Below are 18,732 nucleotides of genomic sequence, written 5' to 3'. Positions count from 1 at the left end.
GTTGGTTCTGGCGTTGGTTCTTCACCCTGTGTAGCGGTCGGTTCCGGCGCGGGCGTTGGCGGTGTTGTCGGCGCAAGCGACGCCTCGGCGGTAGCCGCACTAATTGTTGCCGCCTGGCTTGTGGCCTGATTCGGTGGCACTGTCGCCGCGCGGTTGCGTTGCGAGAGGAAGATGAAACCAATCCCGATACAGGCGACCAGTAAAACACCCAGCAATATGAGTGTAAGCGGTGTCAGCCCACGCTTTGCCGGTACAGTCTCGTCGGCTAGATCGTCGCCGGAAGTTGGTGGGCCAGAGCGTCGGAAGAGATTGCCCAGACTAAAGCCGCCACCGCGAGCCGGTTTGGTCGGCCTGGCCGGTTTTCCACTGCCACGCGCCCAACTGGTGCTGGGTTGTCTTGAACGGGTTGGCGACGGTTCACTCTGCCGGGATGCGCGCGGCGGTGGTGATTGTGGCGCTCGACGTTCTTCGACTCCGGCGTCACCGGGCGTTGACTCCGGTTGCGATACCGGTGACTCACGCCGCACCGGCCCAGAGTCGGTAGCCATAACTTCAGACAGGGCATCAAGCTGCGCGAACGGATCGTCGTCATCGAAATCGGGCACGCTGGTTGCTGGAGGGGCAGTTGGCGCAGGCGCTGGCGGTGGTGTGACCGGCGCTGGTGGCGCGGCTGGTTTGGGAGTTACTCCCAATGCCTGTAATCCTTTCAGCGCCATATCATTGGTTGGATCAAGGCGCAACACCTGCTCGAGCGCCGCCTGTCGCTCCTCACGATTCTCGGCAACGCCGGCCAGCCAGAGCCAGGCCTGAGTATTCTCTGGGTATTCGCGGGTCAGCAGGCGGAAGAGCCGTCGTGCCTCGTCCTTTTCCCCTTTACGCGCGGCTTCAACGCCAAGCTGCATGATGCTATCGGGATCCGCCATGACCTGTCCTTCCTTTTACTCCCGCCTGAAGGCAGCAATCAGGATTCTGTGGTAATCGCGCCTATTCTAGCACGGATACCAGCAACGGTCAACACTTTTTTGTAAGTATATCGCACTCATACGCGCTAGATACCGCGCATGACTGTAAAAAGTGCAAAGAGTTTTTTCATGATCACAAAACGAACGTAGAGAAATTGCTCATCCTCTACGTTCGTTCTGGGCAAGGCGCAGAATGGCGCGTTTCCTAAACTGTAATCGCTCGTCCGCGGTGGATGCGACCGGCGTAGCGCGTATCGGCATCGGGGGGCAATGGGGCCGTAACCAGCATAATGGCGTCAATAAAGCGCTCGAGTTCCTGCTGGCGTTCACGCGGATCGCGCGGCTCTTCCGCTCGCGCCCGTCGCGTCAGATCAATTTGATTGATTAAAATCCGCTGCGCGGTGCGTTCGCTTTCTACTCCGATGGTGGCGGTAAAGGCATGCAGCGTTGTTTTGACAAAGTTAGCCAGCGCAAATTGCTCGGTCGTTGAGGTGGCAGTAGTTTCCGGAGTCACCAGCGCCAGAGTTGCTCCGTCGCTCAAGGCAATTTTGCGCGCCACCCGGAAGTGGTGGGTCAGTTGATGTTCGCACAGCTCGGCAAAATCGGCTTCGCTCAGCACGGTACTCCAATCGCTATCTTTGCGTCCGACCAGCGGCACGGTTGGCAATGGGCGGAAGGGAGTGCAAACGACCGGCCCCGGTCGGCCATAACTGGCAATTGCCCGGTCGATAGCAGCCTCGATCTGATCACCGGCCACGATGATCGGCAACCGGCCTGCCTCAACATGGTCGTGCAGCAGATGGCGCATCGTTTCGGCGCCGGCTTCCGTCTCGACAATCATGACCACCTGACGCGCTCCGTACCGCTCCAGATACGCGCGCGCCAGCAGGTTGAGGTGTTCGGTCAGATGTTCGCCGATAATGTACACCGTTGCGCCAACCAGCTCGGCCAGCCGTTCTGGAGTGGCAACACCAAACAGCTCGCCGCCGGTCGGAGTGCGTTCGTAACGCAACCCACCAGAGGGGTGGAAGGTTTCTCCGCTCACGTTACGGTCGGCGAGATAATAGACCGTTGCCATTGCCACATCAAACTCGGTGGGCATCCGTTGCAGGTAGAGCATGCCCATCACGCCATCGCGTACTTTGCGCGCCTCGCGATCGATTTGCGACCGCGTAAAGAAGGGATCGGGTGGCGCCGGCAACTGCGCAAAGATGTCGGCGGGCAACTCGTAGCCGCCATTGTTCAACCGCGCCAGCAGTTTGGCGGCAATTGAACGGTTGAGCAAGGAGCTGCTCGATGAAGCAGCCGGATCGCCTTCGCTGCGCAGGCGTTTGGCCAGCTCGCGCAATGGCTCCGGCGCTTGTGGATTCTGTTCCAATGCCGCTACATCGTTGGGCAAGAGCAATTCCACCAGCTCATGCATCGAGTGCGTGCCGGCGCGAGCGGCTGCAATCAGCGCGGCATGCAACTCGTTTAACCGCTTGTTTTCCAGGATCAGTCGCGCCCGGCGGGCAAACAGGCCGGGTCGTTCGCCGGTACCGCGCAGGCGATCACCTTCGACCGGCCCGGGAGCAATGGCATTGATCTGCACTTCTGGGCCGAGGAAACGGGCCAGGACTTCGGCCATCGCGCGTTGACCGGCCTTCGAAACGGCGTAATCCGAGCGGTTGGGGTAGGGAATGGCAGCGTCCTTCTCGCCACCAAAGTACGACGAGACGTTGAGGACATAACCGCTGCCCTGCTTCTTCATCAGCGGGGCCAGCTTGCGCATGAGTGAATAGTTGCTGATCAGGTTGGCGGCCAGTGTATGTCGCCAGCCCTCTACCGGCATATCGATCACCATCTCTTCGACACCGGCGATGCCAGCATTGTTGATCAGATAGTCAACCGTGCCGAATGCGGCCAGGGTGCGCTCGACCAGTTCAACCAGATCGTCCTCGTTGCTGACATCGCAGTTAGGGGTGATCTGCACTCGTTCTTCCACATCGGTGTAACCGACTTCGGCCAGTTCGGCCTGAATGGTGGCCTGAATCTGAGCGAGTTTGTGGTAATCGCGCGCCGCCAGCATGACGCGCGCCCCGCTGAGCGCCAGTAACCGTCCGATTTGGCCGCCAATACCGGCGCTACCACCGGTGATCAACGCCACTTTACCCAGATGCAACCCGATCAGACTCTCGGCCCAGCCGACCGAGGCGCTGCGCGCGCCGGTGGTAGCGCTGATGTCGCGTGGCACCGTGAGCGTGATTTCCTGGATCTGGCGCTGACTGTGCAAGAGTTGCGCCGTCCAGGCGCAGGCAAATTCCAGCCCATCAAGGCTGCGGTTATTAAACCGAACAATCTGGTTGGCCCAGACCGGTGGCAAGACCCGCTCGCCGGTCGAGGCGGCACGTTCGTAGTCGAGCGCGGCTTCGTGCCGCCAGACCCGGATCAACTGCTCGATAGCGGCGCACTGAATCTGTCCATAGACATTGCCACCGGCTTCGGCGCCGTTCGAGAGGAAGATCACCCGCGGCCCGCGCGCTCGCGCCCCCGGGGTCAACCGCTGTGATTGCCAGTACCGGGCCAATCGACTGGCGATCACGATGGGGCCGATGATCTCTTCGGTAAGGAAGGTAGTAATATGTGCGTCATCAACTTCAATCACCTGGGTCGCCGATTCGCGACCGGCTGCCGGGAGAATAACTGCCGCATGGATACCGCCGGTATTCTCGCCGGCCCAGTCAAAGACCGCGTCAATTGTGCCCGGATCACCTGGATCGAGGCGCAGCGCAATCGGTGGCGCGAATGTCTCACCGGCCAGTCGCCGACTTTCGTTGACTGCCTGCTCAAACTGGGCAAGCGCACTCTCTGAGCGGAAGCCAATGATTACTTCGCTGCCGCAGGTACGCAGCATACCGGTGAGCGCCATGACTTCCTCGATCTGATCGCCGGCGCAGATCAGGGTTGTGCGTCCTCCGGCATCAATCGTGCGCAAATCGGTGCGCGCCAGCAGAGTTGTTTCACTTCTGGCTGGCAGATCCATTCCGTGGGTCACTTCTATGGTTTCACCGGTAAGCGCGGCAGACTCGTCACTGGCCAGAAAGACCGCAGCATCGGCGACATCACAGACTGTCGGGAACCGACGCTCAAGCTGACCGTGGTCATCGGGCCGGCACAGTCGCATGGTTGCCATAAACAGATTGGCCGTATCGCCCTCTGGTCGGCCTTTCAGTTCATCCATCCGCTGGAAGACGGTGTGGATCCGTTCACTTTCAATCGGGCCGGGGAAGATCGTATTGACACGAATACCGCGCGCGCCAAGTTCACGCGCCGCGATCTGAGTGAGTGTGTTGAGCGCCGCTTTTGGAACAACATACGGAATCCGCCCATAATATTCGGCGCGCGAAAAGATGGTCGAAATGTTGATGATCGCGCTGCCTGCCGGCATGTGAGGCGCAGCTAAACGCATCAGGTTCCATCCCATGCCGAGCAGATTGGCCACGCTCTCTGCCAGAGTCTCTTCAGCGCCGGGACCAAGCTCGGCGGCGGTCAATGGGATCTCTGCCAGTCGGCGCTGTGCGCCGGCGCTTCCCGCATTGTTGACCAAAATATCGATCCGTCCGTGCCGGCTGATGATCGCATCGATGCCGGCGCGCACTGCTGTCGGATCACTGCCGTCCATCACTTCAAGGTCGATCCGTTTAGCCGGTACTCCTGTTTCGGCCTGCACTCGATCGGCCAGGCTGGCCAGTTTGGCGCTGTTGCGACCGCTCATGATGACAGTCGCACCCTCGGCAAGGAAGCGACGAGTCATCTCGCTGCCAATGTTGCCAGAACCGCCGGTAATGAGCGCAATTTTTCCTGCCAGTCGCCCTGTCACACTCATGCCTTCCCCCATCGTCAACCCATTCGGTTGACAATATTCATTGAAACTTCGCCGGTGTGTATAAGTATAGCATAGAGTTGTTCCAAATTTCACGCGCGGTTAACGCTATGCGGCATAACGTTGTGATTTGCTAAGCGTGGTATGATATTGATTATTGCTGGCCAGCGTTCAGGAGGCGCTTATGCCCCAGCTTCCTTCGCCGCGCGCTATTCGTCATTTGCAGCAGCTTCGCCGCGATCCGCTCACCTTATTGAGTACGTTATCGACCCGCGGCGATCTGGTTCCCTTTCGCGCTGGGCCGGAACAAATGCTTCTTGTGAATCATCCGGCGCTCATCCGTGAAGTGCTGGTCACGCAGCATCGTGCCTTCGTGAAGGGGCGTGTGCTGGAACGGACCAAACGATTGCTCGGCGAGGGATTGTTAACCAGTGAGGGTGAAATGCATCTCCGCCAGCGCCGTCTGATTCAGCCCGCCTTTCATCGTCAGCGTATCGCTGCCTACGGCTCAGCGATGGTTGCAGCAGCCGAAGCGCGCGGCGCGCGCTGGCGTCATGGCGCTATCCTTGACATCAGCCGGGAAATGCAGGCGATCACGCTGCAAGTGGTAGGGGCAACCCTCTTTTCGGCCAATACTGCCGCAGATGCCGATGAGGTCTTTGCCGCCATGCACGATCTGGTGGCAATGTTCGATCTGGCGATATTGCCATTTGCCGACTGGCTGATGGCGCTACCCCTGCCGATGGCGCGCCGGTTTCAGCGCGTGAAGGAGCGCCTCGATGCCATTATCTACCGGATCATTGCCGAGCGCCGTGCTGATCCCCATGATCGAGGCGATCTACTCTCACTTCTCTTAACAGCCGTCGATCATCAGGGCGATGGGTATCGCATGACCGATACTCAATTGCGCGATGAGTTGTTGACCATCTTTCTGGCCGGACATGAGACAACAGCCAATGCCATAACATGGGCGCTCTATCTGATTGCCTGGCATCCGGCTATCGCCGAAACGCTGCAAGCAGAACTCGCTACGGCGCTTGGTGATCGCGTTCCGACCGTCGCCGATCTGCCCGCGTTGCGCTACACCGAATGGCTGTTTGCCGAAGCGCTACGATTGTACCCGCCGGCCTGGTTAATCGGACGACGGGCAATTGCGCCGGTGACAATCGGTGATGTGCGGGTCGCTCCCGATACGATTGTCTTGATGAGTCCGTGGCTTATCCATCACGATCCGCGCTTCTTCCCCGATCCATACCGTTGCGATCCACTGCGCCATACTCCCGCTGCCCAGGCTGACCGCCCAAAGTTTGCTTTCTTTCCCTTCGGCGGTGGGCCGCGCAATTGCATCGGTGAGCCATTTGCCTGGATGGAAGGCGTTTTGGTGCTGGCCACACTGCTTCAACGCTGGCGTTTCTTGCCGGTGCCCGATCATCCGGTTGTCTTGCAAACCGGGATCACACTGCGTCCACGATATGGGATGCAGTTGCGCCTCGAATCACGGCAGATCTGACCGCGAACATGCTACAATGAGTGAGGCGATGTTTCTTGCTTTCATTCCGGTCAGGTACGAAGAATGAATTATGGATATGAGCGCTATTACAGCCTACCAGGCCATCTATACCGGCGCAGTTGTAGCCGATGAGACCGACCGGGGACGGCTCTGGATGCGAGGACGTGATCGGGCAGCCTTGCTCCACCGTCTTTCGACCAACCATATTGAGCGATTACAACCCGGTCAGGGAACATTAACCGTTCTAACGACCCCGATCGGGCGGATGATCGATCTTTTGCGCGTGTATGCGTTGCCTGATGCGCTATTGCTTGAAACCGGGCCTGAACATGGCGCGCCGATTCTGCGTCATTTGCGCAAGAATATCTTTTTCAACGATCAGGTAACGGTCGCTGATGCCGGCGCTGAGCTGGGGCAGATCGGCGTATACGGGCCGCAGGCCGGCCAGGTCGCGCAGAAACTGGGTTTGCCGTCTGATTTGTCACGTTACAGTATTGTCGTGGGGCGTTGGGGCGAAATTGAGGTGTTGGTCGCGCGGTGCGATCCGCTTGGCGGCGATGGGTATACCCTCTACCCGCCGGCGTCGCAAACGGCAGCGCTATTGACAGCTCTTACTGCTGCCGGCGCTGTCTTGCTTGATCGTGCCACTGCCGAGATTGCGCGGGTTGAGCACGGTTACCCGCGCTTTGGCCGCGAAATCACACTGGATTATATTCCTTTGGAAGCTGATTTGTGGCGAGCTGTGAGCTTCCAGAAAGGGTGTTACGTCGGTCAAGAGATTATTGCCCGCATGGAAAGTCGGGGCCGGATCGCAAAACAGTTGCGTGGTCTGCAACTACAGGCTCCACCCGAATCATTGCCGGCGAAGGTGCTTGCCGATACCAAGGAGATTGGTGATCTGACCAGTGTGGTCAACTCGCCACGCTATGGCTGGATCGGCCTGGCTTATCTCCGCAGTGTCTATGCTGAAGCAGGGACGACTGTACTGGTGGCCAATCAGCCGGCAACGGTGTGTCGTCTGCCATTTGTGCCGAATCACTCACGGGATAACACACAATGACTCGCGCGGCGCGTCGCCGTCAATTGATAGGAGATCTCGAACGTCAGCGCGATTCGCTCCGTCGTCAGCAGGAGCGTGATCAACAACTCCTCGCGGTCCTGTATGCGATAGGTCTGGCCGCGCGAGGTCGTCCACCGTTGCGCGAAATTTTTGAAACAATTGTGCTGCAATTGCGCAAGGTATTCGATTTTGATGCATGCTATCTGGCGTTTTGCGACGAGCAGCCTGAGTTGTTCAAAGCCGTGCTGCTGTACGATGAAGGGCAGATCGATTATCTCGAAAATCGTGAATATGGCTACCTGACTGGTTTAATTGTGCGTCGGCGAGAGCCGATGCTCTTTCGCGATCTGCTCCATGAACGCGATCCGAGTCTGCCGCCAGTCCCCTTTGGCAACACTGCAAAGCTCTCGCGCTCGTGGATGGGCGTGCCGCTCTTGATTAGCGAGACTGTGGTCGGCGTTATTTCGCTCCAGAGTTATCAGCCCGACCTTTATACCCCCGAAACGCTCGATCTGCTACAACGTGTCGCCAATGTGATTGCGCTGGCGCTGGAAAATGCGGTGCTGGTGGTAGAGCAGGAACGGCTTAGCCGCGAATTAACGACCCAACTGGAGGCGCGCCGCGAAGAGCTAGATGCCCTGAGCGCGCTGGCTTCCACGCTGGTCGATCCGCGACCGCTCGATCATCTGCTCGACCAGGCGTTGGCGATTGCGCTGAACATCCTGCGGTTTGATGCCGGAAATGTGCGTTTGCTCGACGAAACCGGCACGCTTTTGATGTTGCGCGCGCAGCGCGGATTTTCGCCAACTTACGTCGAACAAACTGGCCACATCCCACTGGAAATCAGTCCGTTGCGCGAGGTAGTGCAGACGGCTAAACCCCGGATCATTAACCGAAACTGGCATGCGCTCTACAATCCGATTTCCTTTCCCATTCACCTCTTTCCCTCCTTTGAGGCGGCCCTCAATTTGCCGCTTGTGGTTGGGCGGCGAGTATTGGGTACGCTTAGCTTTTTCGGGTTTGAGCCGCGTGATCTTGCGCCTCACGAACTGGCCCTGGCGCAGTCAATTGCGAATCAGGTCGCGATTCTGGTTGAACATAACCGGTTGGCGCAAGAACGCGAACGCCAGATTATCGAGCTGCGCGCCATGCGTGAGATCGGGCTATCTGCTTCCACTTCTCAGACTGCTCGCGATCTGTTACAGCGCGCCGCTATAGAACTTCGATCGTGCATGGATCTTGATGCCTTCTCGATGGTGATCTACGATCCGATGCGCCATCTGATCAGTGATGGAATTTCGCTTGACGAAGGGCAACTTTACACCTATTGGGTCAGCCAGCCCCCGCCGCCGCGCTCGTTGACCGCCTACATTTTGCGCTCGCGCCAGCCAGTCTTCTTGCGCGATTTGCCGGCAGAGATCTCGTCGTTGCCCGAGGTCGAAAGTGTGATCGTCGGCGCCGATCGCGCAGCCCGTTCGTGGATGGGATGGCCCCTGCTCGATCGTCATGGACGAGCTATCGGTGTGGTGAGCGCGCAGAGCTATCGACCCAATGCATTTACGCCGCGTGATATGGATTTTCTGGGTAATGTGGCGGCTCAGTTAGCGCTTCATGTGCAAAATGTGACTCTCTCGTCTATGCGGAGTCGCCAGATTGCCGAGTTGCAGGCAATTAATCAGATTGGTACCCTGATTGCCGCTTCATATGACCTTGACCGCATTCTGCAAGAGACGCGCCGGGTGATAGTGGATTTGACCAACGCCTCGGTCTTCTACCTGTTGTTGTGCGATCCGGTCTCGCGTATTGTTCAGTATGCCGTTTTTGCCGAACACCAGCGCCTGTTGGGTGATGAACTGATTGGCCACCGAACGCCGTCGGGTTCACTGACCGATTGGCTTCTCAATCACCGGCAATCGCTGCGGTTTGATGATCTGGCGGTTGAGCGCTCAAAGATCGATGGAATGGGAATAAAACCGCATCCAATTGGCTCGGCCCATTTGATGCGCTCATGGGTCGGGGTGCCAGTTCTGGCTCACAACGAAGCTGCTATCGGTGCGCTCATTTTGCAAGATGAGCGTCCATATCAGTATGATGATGGCACCGTCGATTTTCTGGCTCAGATTGCCAGTCTGATCAGTCTGGCGGCGCAAAAGGTGCAACTCTTTGAAGAGCGTGAGCGACAGGCGCGTGAAAATGCGCGCCTGTTTGAGGCTGCTCAGGCCCATGCGATTGCGGCGGAGCGACAGGCTGCGCGTATGGCATTAGTTAACCGAATTGCCGGCTTACTGACGGCGCGTCTCGACCAGCAGGCAATTCTTGATATTGCCGCTCGCGAACTGGTCCAGCTCTTCTGGTCTGATCATACTGGCCTGGTTCTGTTTCACAATGACGAAATCGGTGAAGTTGTCGCCGAATATCCACCGGTTGGTACAGTTGGCGCAAAGGTTGATCTGCGCGATAATCCGCTGGTTGCGGCGCTACGCACTACCCGGCGTCCTCAGGTTATTCTCGACATCGAGAACGATCCACGCGCCGCTGCATCGCGTGACCGCTGGCGCGCAATGGGAGTGCGTTCGCTGGTCGTTGTGCCGCTGATCAGTCGCGAACAAGTCTTCGGTTCCATCTCGTTTGATAGCTTTGGCGAACCGCGCTCGTATGATGAAGAAGAGCTGGAATTGATGATGACAGTCACGACTTCGGTGGCGTCAGCTTACGAAAATGCCCTGCTCTTCGCCGCCGAACAGGAACAACGGCGCACCGCTGAGACATTGCGTGAGGTGGCGCGTGTGCTCAGCTCGAGTTTCGATCCTAATGAGGTGCTCCAACTGGTGCTGGCCGAGTTGCGCAAAGTGATCAACTATGATACCTCGACGATTATGTTGCTTGACGATCAAAACTTGCGTATCGTATCGGCCAGCGGTTGGCCAGCCGATGATATGCCGCTAGGTCGCATCTTGCCGGTTGCCAGCAGTGGCGCCGGGCAGGTAGTGCGCGAGCGGCGTCCGTTGTTGCTCGTTGCTCCGCCTGATGGCACGATCTGGCCGCCTGGCGACATTGGCGAACGCATCCTAACCTGGTTGGGAGTGCCACTGATCGCGAAAGGTCGCGTATTGGGCGTGCTGAATATCGATTCGTACCGCCGATATGCATTCAACGAGCGCGATCTGGATGTGGCGCTGGCGTTTGCCAATCACGCGGCGCTGGCAATTGAGAATGCTCAACTCTACCAGGAGTCGGTGACGCGCGTCGAGCAGGAGCTGGCAATTGCGCGTCAGATTCAGTCGAAGTTGTTCCCGCGCGAGTTGCCGAATTGTCCCGGTCTGAGCGTGGCGGCGCGCTGTTTGCCAGCTCGTGAAACCGGTGGTGATTTTTACGATGTAATCGATCTGGGTTCGCGCATCGGCGTGATTGTCGGTGATGTGAGCGGCAAGTCGTTGCCGGCGGCAATGCTGATGGCGGTTGCCCGTTCCACTGCCCGTTCTGAGGCGCGCAATCACGAACTACCCCGCCTCGTTCTGGCCGAAACAAATCGCTGGCTGGTTGATGATGTTCCCCGCAATGCATTCGTGGCGTTGGGATACGCGCTGATCGATCCAATTGAACAACGGCTGATGCTGGCAAACGCCGGCCAGATCGCGCCGCTCTTGCGTCACGCTGACGGTCGAACCTCCTTTCTCGAAACTGCCGGTGCGCTACCGCTAGGGGTACAGTCTTCTACCCGTTACAATCAGATCGAACTTGACCTCGCTCCCGGTGATACCCTGGTCTTCTGCACTGATGGGGTTGTCGAAGCGCAAAATGCTCAGCGTGAGCTGTTTGGCTTCGATCGCCTCGAACGACTGGTGCGTCATTGGGGTTACCTGTCACCTGCTAGCTTGCTTGATCACATACTGGCCGAAGTGCAAGCCTTTAGTGAAGGTCGAGCAGCGCACGATGATATGACCATCGTGGTGGTGAGGGTAGAAGAGTAGCTGCTGCGGCTGCTTAATGGTCTGCCAGCGCACTATTCGCTGACGATCCGACCGTTGTGATTCTCGAACGGAGCTGACTGTGATAAGCGTGATTGAGCCGTCAGCCCTATGGTTGTTTGCGCTCGTTCTCCCTCTGCTGTGGTTGATGTGGTTGGGTCGCGCCGATCTATGGCGTCGTTTGGGTCGAGTGCGTCTGACCGCGTTAGTCCTGGTTCGACTTCTGATTCTGACTGCGCTGGTGCTGGCGCTGGCCGGCGCGCAAGTAGGTCGGCCTGTGCAGGCTACTGCGACCGTTTTTCTCATCGACGCCAGCGATTCGGTGCCACCGGCGCAACAGGCAGCGGCGCTCGAGTACATTGCTCAGGCCGTGGCTACAGCCGATCCTGATGACCGTATGGCTGTAGTTGTCTTCGGCGCGCGCGCAGTTGTCGAGCGAGTAGCGGAGCCGCCTCGTCCGCTCAATCGGCTTGATACCTTTGTCATCAGCTCGCGAACCAATCTTGAAGATGCAATTCAGCTCGGACTGGCGCTGTTGCCGGGCGCTATGCATCAGCGACTGGTATTGCTCTCTGATGGCGGCGAAAATGAAGGCAATGCCCTTATCGCTGCCCGGCTTGCCGCTGCGCGCGGCGTGCCGATTGATGTCGTAGCCCTGGTTGCCGACCGGGGACCTGATGTGGTTGTCACGAGTCTGATCGCTCCTGCTTCGGCCAGTGTCGAGCAGGAGATCCCCCTGATTGCGCAGGTTGAGAGCGAAGTGAGCGGATTGGCCACGCTGCAACTGATTGCTGATGGTCAGTTACTGAGCGAAGTTGCGGTTGATCTGACGGTTGGGCCTAATCAGATTCCGCTCACGGCGCCAGCCGGCGAGCCTGGTTTTCGTCGCTTTGAAGCGCGCCTGATCGCGCCGTTTGATACGCAAGCAGTCAATAATCGCGCGCTTGCCTTTACCTTCGTGAGCGGCCCGCCGCGCGTATTGTTGCTGACCGTTGATCAAGATCGATCGGCTGCCCTGACTGCGGCCTGGCGAGCTTCTGGCATTGAAGTAACGGTGCAACGTCCAACGCAGGTATCGGCTAACCCACTAGAGTTGCGAACATTTGACGCCATTGCCCTGTTTGATACGCCGGTCAATGCCGTGTCTTCGGCGTTACAACGCGCCTTAATTACATATGTGCGCGAGCTAGGCGGCGGTCTTCTTGTCATTGGCGGCACGCAATCGTTTGGTGCCGGCGGGTGGCGGCGGTCGTTGCTGGAACCGATCTTACCGGTCGCGCTCGATCCGCCGTTACGCGAAGAACGGCCTGATCTGGCGCTGGTACTGGTGATCGATCGCAGTGGCAGCATGAATGAGCTGGTTGCCGATCGCCGCACGCAGCTCGATCTGGCCCGTGAAGCCGTTTACCAGGCCAGTCGCGGTCTGGCTCAGCGCGATCAGATCGCTATCATCGCCTTTGATAGCGCAGCCGATACACTGTTGCCGTTGCAGCCACTCCCTGATCTGTTTACTATCGAAGCTGCGCTTGGCCGTCTGGTTGCTGCCGGCGGTACCGATATTCGCAGTGGCATGGAGCTGGCTGCCACGACGATTACTGGCGCTAATGCGCGGATTCGCCATATCATTTTGTTGACCGACGGCGTGTCAGCGACCGAATATGCCGATCTGGTCGCCGATCTGCGCGCTCAAGGGGTGACCGTCAGTTCCGTTGCGATTGGGCGTGATACCGATCCGGCGCTCGAGCGAGTGGCGCAGCTTGGTGGTGGCAAATATTATCTGGTGCAACGGGCCGAAGATTTGCCGCAAATCTTTCTCGAAGAAACCGTGCGGGTCGCCAACCGTGATCTGATTGAAGAGCCGTTTGTGCCGGCACGCGCCTTGCCTGCTTCCTGGTTGCGCGATGTGGGCGCAGTTCCGCCACTGCGCGGACGCAATGCCGCCGATCATCGCTCAACAGCGCGTACCTTGCTTGTTGCTGACGATGGCTCGCCATTGCTGGCCGTAGCGCAGGTAGGGTTGGGGCGAGTGCTGGCCTGGACGAGCGATTTCAGTGGTCGCTGGGCCGCCAATTGGCTGACATGGTCGGAATTTCCTCGTTTTGCCGCCAATCTGGTGTCCGAAGTTTTGCCGTTGCCGAACAGTGAACGGCTGGCGCTCACAACATCAGTGATGGCCAATCGAGCTGAGATCGATCTCATCGCGCTCGACGAACGCGGTCTGCCGCTCGCATTGAGTGAGATCCGTAGCCGGCTCAGCAATCTGACAACCAGTTTTGATCTGACGTTTTCCCAGGTTGCGCCTGGCCGGTATCGCGCGGTCGTGACCCTCGATCAAGCCGGTGTCTATCTGGTGCAGGTCAGCGCAACCGATCAAAATGGTCAGGCAGTGGGGAGTGTGAATGCCGGTCTGGCGATCAGCTACTCGCCCGAATATAGCCGAATGGCTGTCAATCCGGCTCTGTTGACGGAAATTGCCACTCTAACCGGCGGCGAGGTTGATCCATCGCCTGCTTCCGTCTTTGCGCCTACCGGTCGGGTTGTCTACGAAGTCTGGCCGATTGCAATTCCCTTGCTCTGGCTGGCCCTGATCCTGTTGCCAATCGATATTGCGCTGCGCCGCCTCTTCATCCCCTTCCCTGACCTGTCACCGGAGCGGTTGACTCGCCGGCGAGCTGTCCCAACGCCGACTTCCAGGCCGTCATCGCCGCCGTCGTCTGCTGCCGATCTGCGCGCCGACGAAGAGCGCATTGCGGCGCTGCTGGCGGCAAAACGGCGTCGCCAGCGCCAGGACCAATGATGCTTTATGTTATACTGCCGACAGGTGTTACATTTCGCTGAAAGCGACGGAGTAGCCCATGTCAACTGAACAACCAGCAGTCGTCGTGCGGCCTACCGTCACGTTTACGGTTGCCAGTGATGAAGAGCTTGAGCGTCCTTACCGCGTCATTGTTGAGAATGACGACGTGACGCCGATGGATTTTGTGGTGTTCGTGTTGCGGGTCTTTTTTGAGCTTGACCTGAACCGCGCCACTCAGGTGATGCTTACCGCGCACTACGAAGGACGGGCCCTGGTCACAGTGTTGCCCTTTCAAGAGGCCCAAGAGCGCGTGTATCAGGCTCATCACGTTGCCCGTGAAGCGGGTTATCCGCTCACATTTTACCTGGAGCCTGATAGCTGATCGCGCATCTCCGAGCGGTTGCGGGTTTCTGTTCTGCGTCAGCATTTCCATTCTCGCCTGTAGATTTTAAGGAGTTTAGTTGTCGCTATGAATGTCCGGCCCCGTTTCTTTGCCACTGCCCTGCTCTGCGTGGCGTTACTTGCCGGTTGCGCCTCTTCGCCTGCGCCTCGCCTGGCGCCATCAATTGAACCAGCGGTCACACCTGTATCGCTTGCGCCGACGGCCACGCCTGTGCCTGTCCCGACTCCAATTCCGGTCTACGCTGATGGCACTGAAGTGGCAGGGGTGTCGATTGGTGGTTTGACGGCTACCGAAGCCGAAGCGGCCCTGAATGCCGCGCTGTCAAACCAGATCACGCCGGTGCAATTAGTTGCCGGTGAATATACACAGACTATCATGCCAGAAACGATCAACCTGCGCGCTGATGTGACAGCGCTGCTTACGGCTGCCGATCCCGCGCTCGGCAGTCTCGCGCCGGTAAAAGTGCCCTTGCAGCTTCAGTTCGATCAGACTGCGTTACGTGAGCAACTGGCCGATTTTGCCGCCGCGTCGGCGCTTCCCCCAACCCTGACGGTCATAACCTCGACCGACGTGCTCTCGCGCAGCTTCGCCTACCTGCCCGGTCGGATGATCGACCCTGATCGCTCCTTTGAGATAGTGAGCGGTCTCCTCAGCCGCGGTCGCACTGCTGACCCGATCTTTCTGACCCGGTGGCAGGTCGATGAAGCGCCACGCGCCACTCCTGACCAGATCGCCGAACAACTCGAAGCGATGGTTGATGCGTGGGATGGTGTCGCCGGAGTGTATCTCTACGATCTGACAACCGGCGCGGAAGTTGCCGTCAATGCCCGCAGCGTCTTTGCCGGCGCCAGCACGATCAAGACGGCAATCATGCTTTACGCCTATACGAAACTTGAACGTTTTACCGAACGGCAATGGCGACGCATGCGCCTGATGATCATCGAGAGTGATAATCTGGCCGCCAATGATATCCTTGCCGCTGGCGCTGGCGGCGCCGGCACCGATTGGGCCTTCCGGGGTGCAGTCGAGATGAGTGAGATGCTGGCCGATCTCGGTCTGGAATATCTCTATCTCTATGTGCCTTACGAATCGGCAGATTACATCCGTCTCTACAATGTCAAATATCGTTGCGGGCCAAAAGACCCGGTTGGCGAGCCTCCTTACGCCGAGACCGGTTGCGCTCTGCGCGCGACACCATACGCCATAGCGCAAGTCTACCGGATGATTGATGAATGCGCTCGCGGCGAAGGTGTATTGCTGGAACAGTTTCCCCTCCTCAACCCGGATCGTTGTCAGGAGATGCTCGATTTGCTGGCTGAAAATGCCGACGATAGTCGCATGGTGGCCGGTGTGCCTGCCGGAGTAAGAGTTGAACACAAATCGGGCTGGATCGAGCACACTCAAGCTGATGCTGGTATCGTTCGCTCAGCCGGTGGTGATTACGCGCTGGCGGTGTACGTGTACAAACCGCTTGGCGATCGGCTTGCCTGGCCCGATTCGTTACTCGGCGGCGCGATTGCCGATTTCAGTCGACTCGTTTACACTGCATACAATCCTGTTCGACTCACTGAAATGCCGCAGGAAGGGAGTCCATGATCGGTCTGCCCATTCGACGGATGGTGCTTTACAAACATGGCGTGGCCTATTTTGAACGGCGCGGCTCTTACAGTGGCGATAGCCTGACTCTCAGCTTTCCCCGGCAGGCGATGGATGATGTGCTGAAGAGTCTGGTGGTCATCGACCAGCAGGGGCAGGTGCGCAATATCGATTTTGCCACTCCCGAAAACCGCGACGCCTTGCTCAACCGCAGCAGCATCCATCTCTCGAATGAGCGCAGCCTGCTCGATTTGTTGCGTGATCTGCGCGGTCGTCAGGTTCGACTGACCCTGGTCGGCAAGCAAGGTGAAACGATCAGCGGGTTGGTCATTGGCGTAGATATCGAGGAGGAGCAGCCGTTACGTCGCGCCATTGTCAGCCTCTACCTGAATGAAGAGCGATCAGTGCGCCCGGTTGCGCTCGACGAACTGGCGCGGGTTGAGTTGCTCGATGAAGTGGCGCAGAATGACCTGGCCTTCTTTCTGCGCGTCTCGCAGAGCGATGAGCGTAACCGCACCGCCACCATTCATCTGACTCCTGGCGACCACGATCTGATAATTGGCTATGTTGCCCCCGCTCCGGCCTGGCGGGTGAGCTATCGCCTGCTCGTGACCGACACCGACGATGGCGCTGTTCAGTGTTTCATGCAAGGCTGGGGGCTATTCGACAATCAGTTGGAAGAGGATTTGGTCGATGTCGAGGTAACGCTCGTTGCCGGTTTGCCGGTCTCGTTTCGCTACCGGCTCTACGAACCACAGATTCCCGAACGACCGCAGATCGGTGATTTTCCTCGTTCCGCAGCGCGGGCAGATGCCTTAGAGCGATCGCGAATAAAGAGGAGCTTACTGGTAGATATCTATGATGAAGCTGCTCCAGCCTTCTCGCGTGAAATTTCGCCTGAACCTGCGATGAACAGCGCGCCGCCGATTGCCGTCGGTGAAGAGCGCGGCGCGCTCTTCGCTTACCGGGTCATGCAGCCGGTCAGCGTTGGTCGCGGTCAATCGGCGATGGCGCCAATCGTCGGCGCAACGATTCCGGGTCGGCGCGAGCTGGTTTACAACGAGGCGCGGCGACCGCGCTATCCGCTGGCCGCGTTGCGTTTGAGCAATGAAACCGGCCTGACACTCGAGCAAGGCCCGGCTACGGTGTTGATCAACGGCGAATACGCTGGTGAATCGGTGCTGCCCTTTACCCGTGCCGGCGCCGAGATCGATGTGTTCTACGCGGTAGAGCTGGGGGTGACGGTCAATAAGTACCTGCGCGAAGAGCGTAGACTACACGGTGTTGGCCTATCGGAAGGTGATCTGATCATCGATGAGTATTCGCTCAAATTTTATCGTTATACGATCACCAGTACCCTGGCCGAACCTTGCGTTGTTGTGATCGAGCATCACCGCGACTCCGACGCCGAACTGGCTGACACACCGCCACCGGTCTCAACTACCGACGAACTGGCGCGCTGGCGTGTTCCGGTCGCGGCCTTCGGTCAGGCTGAGCTGACCATCTGCGAACGGACGAAACTTTCCCGCCGCGAGACCATCACCAGTTTGACCGGTGAGCTGTTGCAAGAGCTGTTGCAAGAAAATGTGATTGACAGGGCAACCCTGCAACGTCTCAAGGGTGTTTTCGATCTCTTGCGCCAGATTGACGCTGCCAACCAGGCCATTGCCAATCACGAGCGTGAACGGCAGCTCATTTTCGAGCGTCAACAGCGTCTACAACAGCAAATTGCGCCGCTCCGCAGCGACGGCGAAGAGGGGGCATTGCGGCAGCGCTACGTTACAACCCTGGCTCAGCTCGAAGATCAGCTCGAGCAGATTGATGCCGCAATCGCCGAGCAACGGGCTTTGATCGAGAAACTACAGACGCAGATCAAGCGTCGATTAAGTCGCTTGTAAAAGGTTTACAATGTTGCGTGACATCCGCGCGATGCTGACGATTGCAATTGCCGCTCTGCTTGGGCTGGCAATTGCAATCGCCACGTACAATATCGTTGGCGACAACCGCACTCCCACAATGTTGCGCTGGCTGGCGCTGGTCATTCTCGCCACGCCGCTTACCACCTTTGTGGGTTGGATCGTAGCGCGTCGCAGCGAATGGCGCCTGGCCTTAGCCAGTTGTGGCGCCTTCTACTTCTTCACCCCCTTTATCGCTGCCCGAATTGAAACCATCCTCGCCCCCGAAGCTGCTGCGCAGACCGTCGGACCGCATACAGTCTATTTCACCAGCGTATTGATACTTCATGCCATTGGTGGATTGGCGCTGGCCTGGTGGCGAGGACAGGCCAAAGACACCAATCTAACCTCTGTATGAGTGGGAGGGCATGCCGGTAACTGATTGCATACCCTCTCCTCTATCACCGCGCGCATACCTGCCCATCACCTATCGCCTATCGATCCTACCCCCGAGGAACTATCGGCCATCACACAGGTAGAGACGTTGCATTGCAACGTCTCTACCTCCTCGCGAAAGATGCCGCAAAGCACGCAGACATTCCATCGCCTATCAGCTATCGCCTATCGGCTATCGCCTATCAGCTATCGCCTATCGGCTATCGCCTATCAGCTATCGCCT

At 58.3% G+C, this 18,732-nt stretch carries 10 protein-coding genes; 8 read left to right on the top strand and 2 right to left on the bottom strand.

What is annotated here, in order from left to right:
* Together Q0650_RS15275 and Q0650_RS15270 are read right to left on the bottom strand one after the other, a co-directional pair.
* Positions 1-923, bottom strand: a 923-nt coding sequence (locus Q0650_RS15275) for a hypothetical protein (protein WP_298820485.1), incomplete at its 3' end; no start/stop codon positions are given.
* A gap of 244 nt (positions 924-1,167) precedes the next feature.
* A complete protein-coding gene (locus Q0650_RS15270; protein ID WP_298820482.1) occupies positions 1,168-4,827 on the bottom strand; it encodes an SDR family NAD(P)-dependent oxidoreductase in 3,660 nt (1,219 codons plus the stop codon).
* Positions 4,828-5,008: 181 nt separating this feature from the next.
* On the opposite strand from Q0650_RS15270, the gene Q0650_RS15265 reads away from it, so the two are divergent.
* From Q0650_RS15265 to Q0650_RS15230, 8 genes are all read left to right on the top strand, one after another.
* Complete coding sequence (locus tag Q0650_RS15265; RefSeq protein ID WP_298820480.1) at positions 5,009-6,334, top strand: cytochrome P450; 1,326 nt, start codon at positions 5,009-5,011, stop codon at positions 6,332-6,334.
* 76 nt (positions 6,335-6,410) lie between these two features.
* A complete protein-coding gene (locus Q0650_RS15260; protein ID WP_298820478.1) occupies positions 6,411-7,394 on the top strand; it encodes a folate-binding protein YgfZ in 984 nt (327 codons plus the stop codon).
* Complete coding sequence (locus Q0650_RS15255; RefSeq protein ID WP_298820476.1) at positions 7,391-11,365, top strand: GAF domain-containing protein; 3,975 nt, start codon at positions 7,391-7,393, stop codon at positions 11,363-11,365. The genes Q0650_RS15260 and Q0650_RS15255 overlap by 4 nt, the downstream gene beginning before the upstream one ends.
* Positions 11,366-11,444: 79 nt before the next feature.
* Complete coding sequence (locus Q0650_RS15250; RefSeq protein ID WP_298820474.1) at positions 11,445-14,159, top strand: VWA domain-containing protein; 2,715 nt, start codon at positions 11,445-11,447, stop codon at positions 14,157-14,159.
* A 58-nt stretch (positions 14,160-14,217) separates the two neighbouring features.
* Entirely contained in the window at positions 14,218-14,541 is a 324-nt protein-coding gene (locus Q0650_RS15245; protein ID WP_298820472.1) for an ATP-dependent Clp protease adaptor ClpS, read from the top strand.
* Positions 14,542-14,628: 87 nt separating this feature from the next.
* Positions 14,629-16,158, top strand: a complete 1,530-nt coding sequence (locus Q0650_RS15240; RefSeq protein WP_298820471.1) for a serine hydrolase — start codon at positions 14,629-14,631, stop codon at positions 16,156-16,158.
* On the top strand, positions 16,155-18,056 hold the full coding sequence (locus tag Q0650_RS15235) for a hypothetical protein (RefSeq protein ID WP_298820469.1): 1,902 nt from the start codon (positions 16,155-16,157) through the stop codon (positions 18,054-18,056). The genes Q0650_RS15240 and Q0650_RS15235 overlap by 4 nt, the downstream gene beginning before the upstream one ends.
* Before the next feature lie 10 nt (positions 18,057-18,066).
* Positions 18,067-18,471, top strand: a complete 405-nt coding sequence (locus tag Q0650_RS15230; RefSeq protein WP_298820468.1) for a hypothetical protein — start codon at positions 18,067-18,069, stop codon at positions 18,469-18,471.
* Positions 18,472-18,732: the final 261 nt, after the last annotated feature.

Origin of the sequence: uncultured Chloroflexus sp., assembly GCF_937129525.1 — a bacterium.
Lineage (GTDB): Bacteria > Chloroflexota > Chloroflexia > Chloroflexales > Chloroflexaceae > Chloroflexus.
Note: the sequence above shows the minus strand (reverse complement) of the source record. Positions and strands in the feature narration are given on the sequence as shown.

Coding starts and splice junctions, on each gene's coding strand:
- Q0650_RS15230 (WP_298820468.1), top strand. CDS start 18,067: ATGTTGCGTGACATCCGCGCGATGCTGACGATTGCAATTGCCGCTCTG.
- Q0650_RS15240 (WP_298820471.1), top strand. CDS start 14,629: ATGAATGTCCGGCCCCGTTTCTTTGCCACTGCCCTGCTCTGCGTGGCG.
- Q0650_RS15245 (WP_298820472.1), top strand. CDS start 14,218: ATGTCAACTGAACAACCAGCAGTCGTCGTGCGGCCTACCGTCACGTTT.
- Q0650_RS15255 (WP_298820476.1), top strand. CDS start 7,391: ATGACTCGCGCGGCGCGTCGCCGTCAATTGATAGGAGATCTCGAACGT.
- Q0650_RS15270 (WP_298820482.1), bottom strand. CDS start 4,827: ATGAGTGTGACAGGGCGACTGGCAGGAAAAATTGCGCTCATTACCGGC.
- Q0650_RS15260 (WP_298820478.1), top strand. CDS start 6,411: ATGAGCGCTATTACAGCCTACCAGGCCATCTATACCGGCGCAGTTGTA.
- Q0650_RS15235 (WP_298820469.1), top strand. CDS start 16,155: ATGATCGGTCTGCCCATTCGACGGATGGTGCTTTACAAACATGGCGTG.
- Q0650_RS15265 (WP_298820480.1), top strand. CDS start 5,009: ATGCCCCAGCTTCCTTCGCCGCGCGCTATTCGTCATTTGCAGCAGCTT.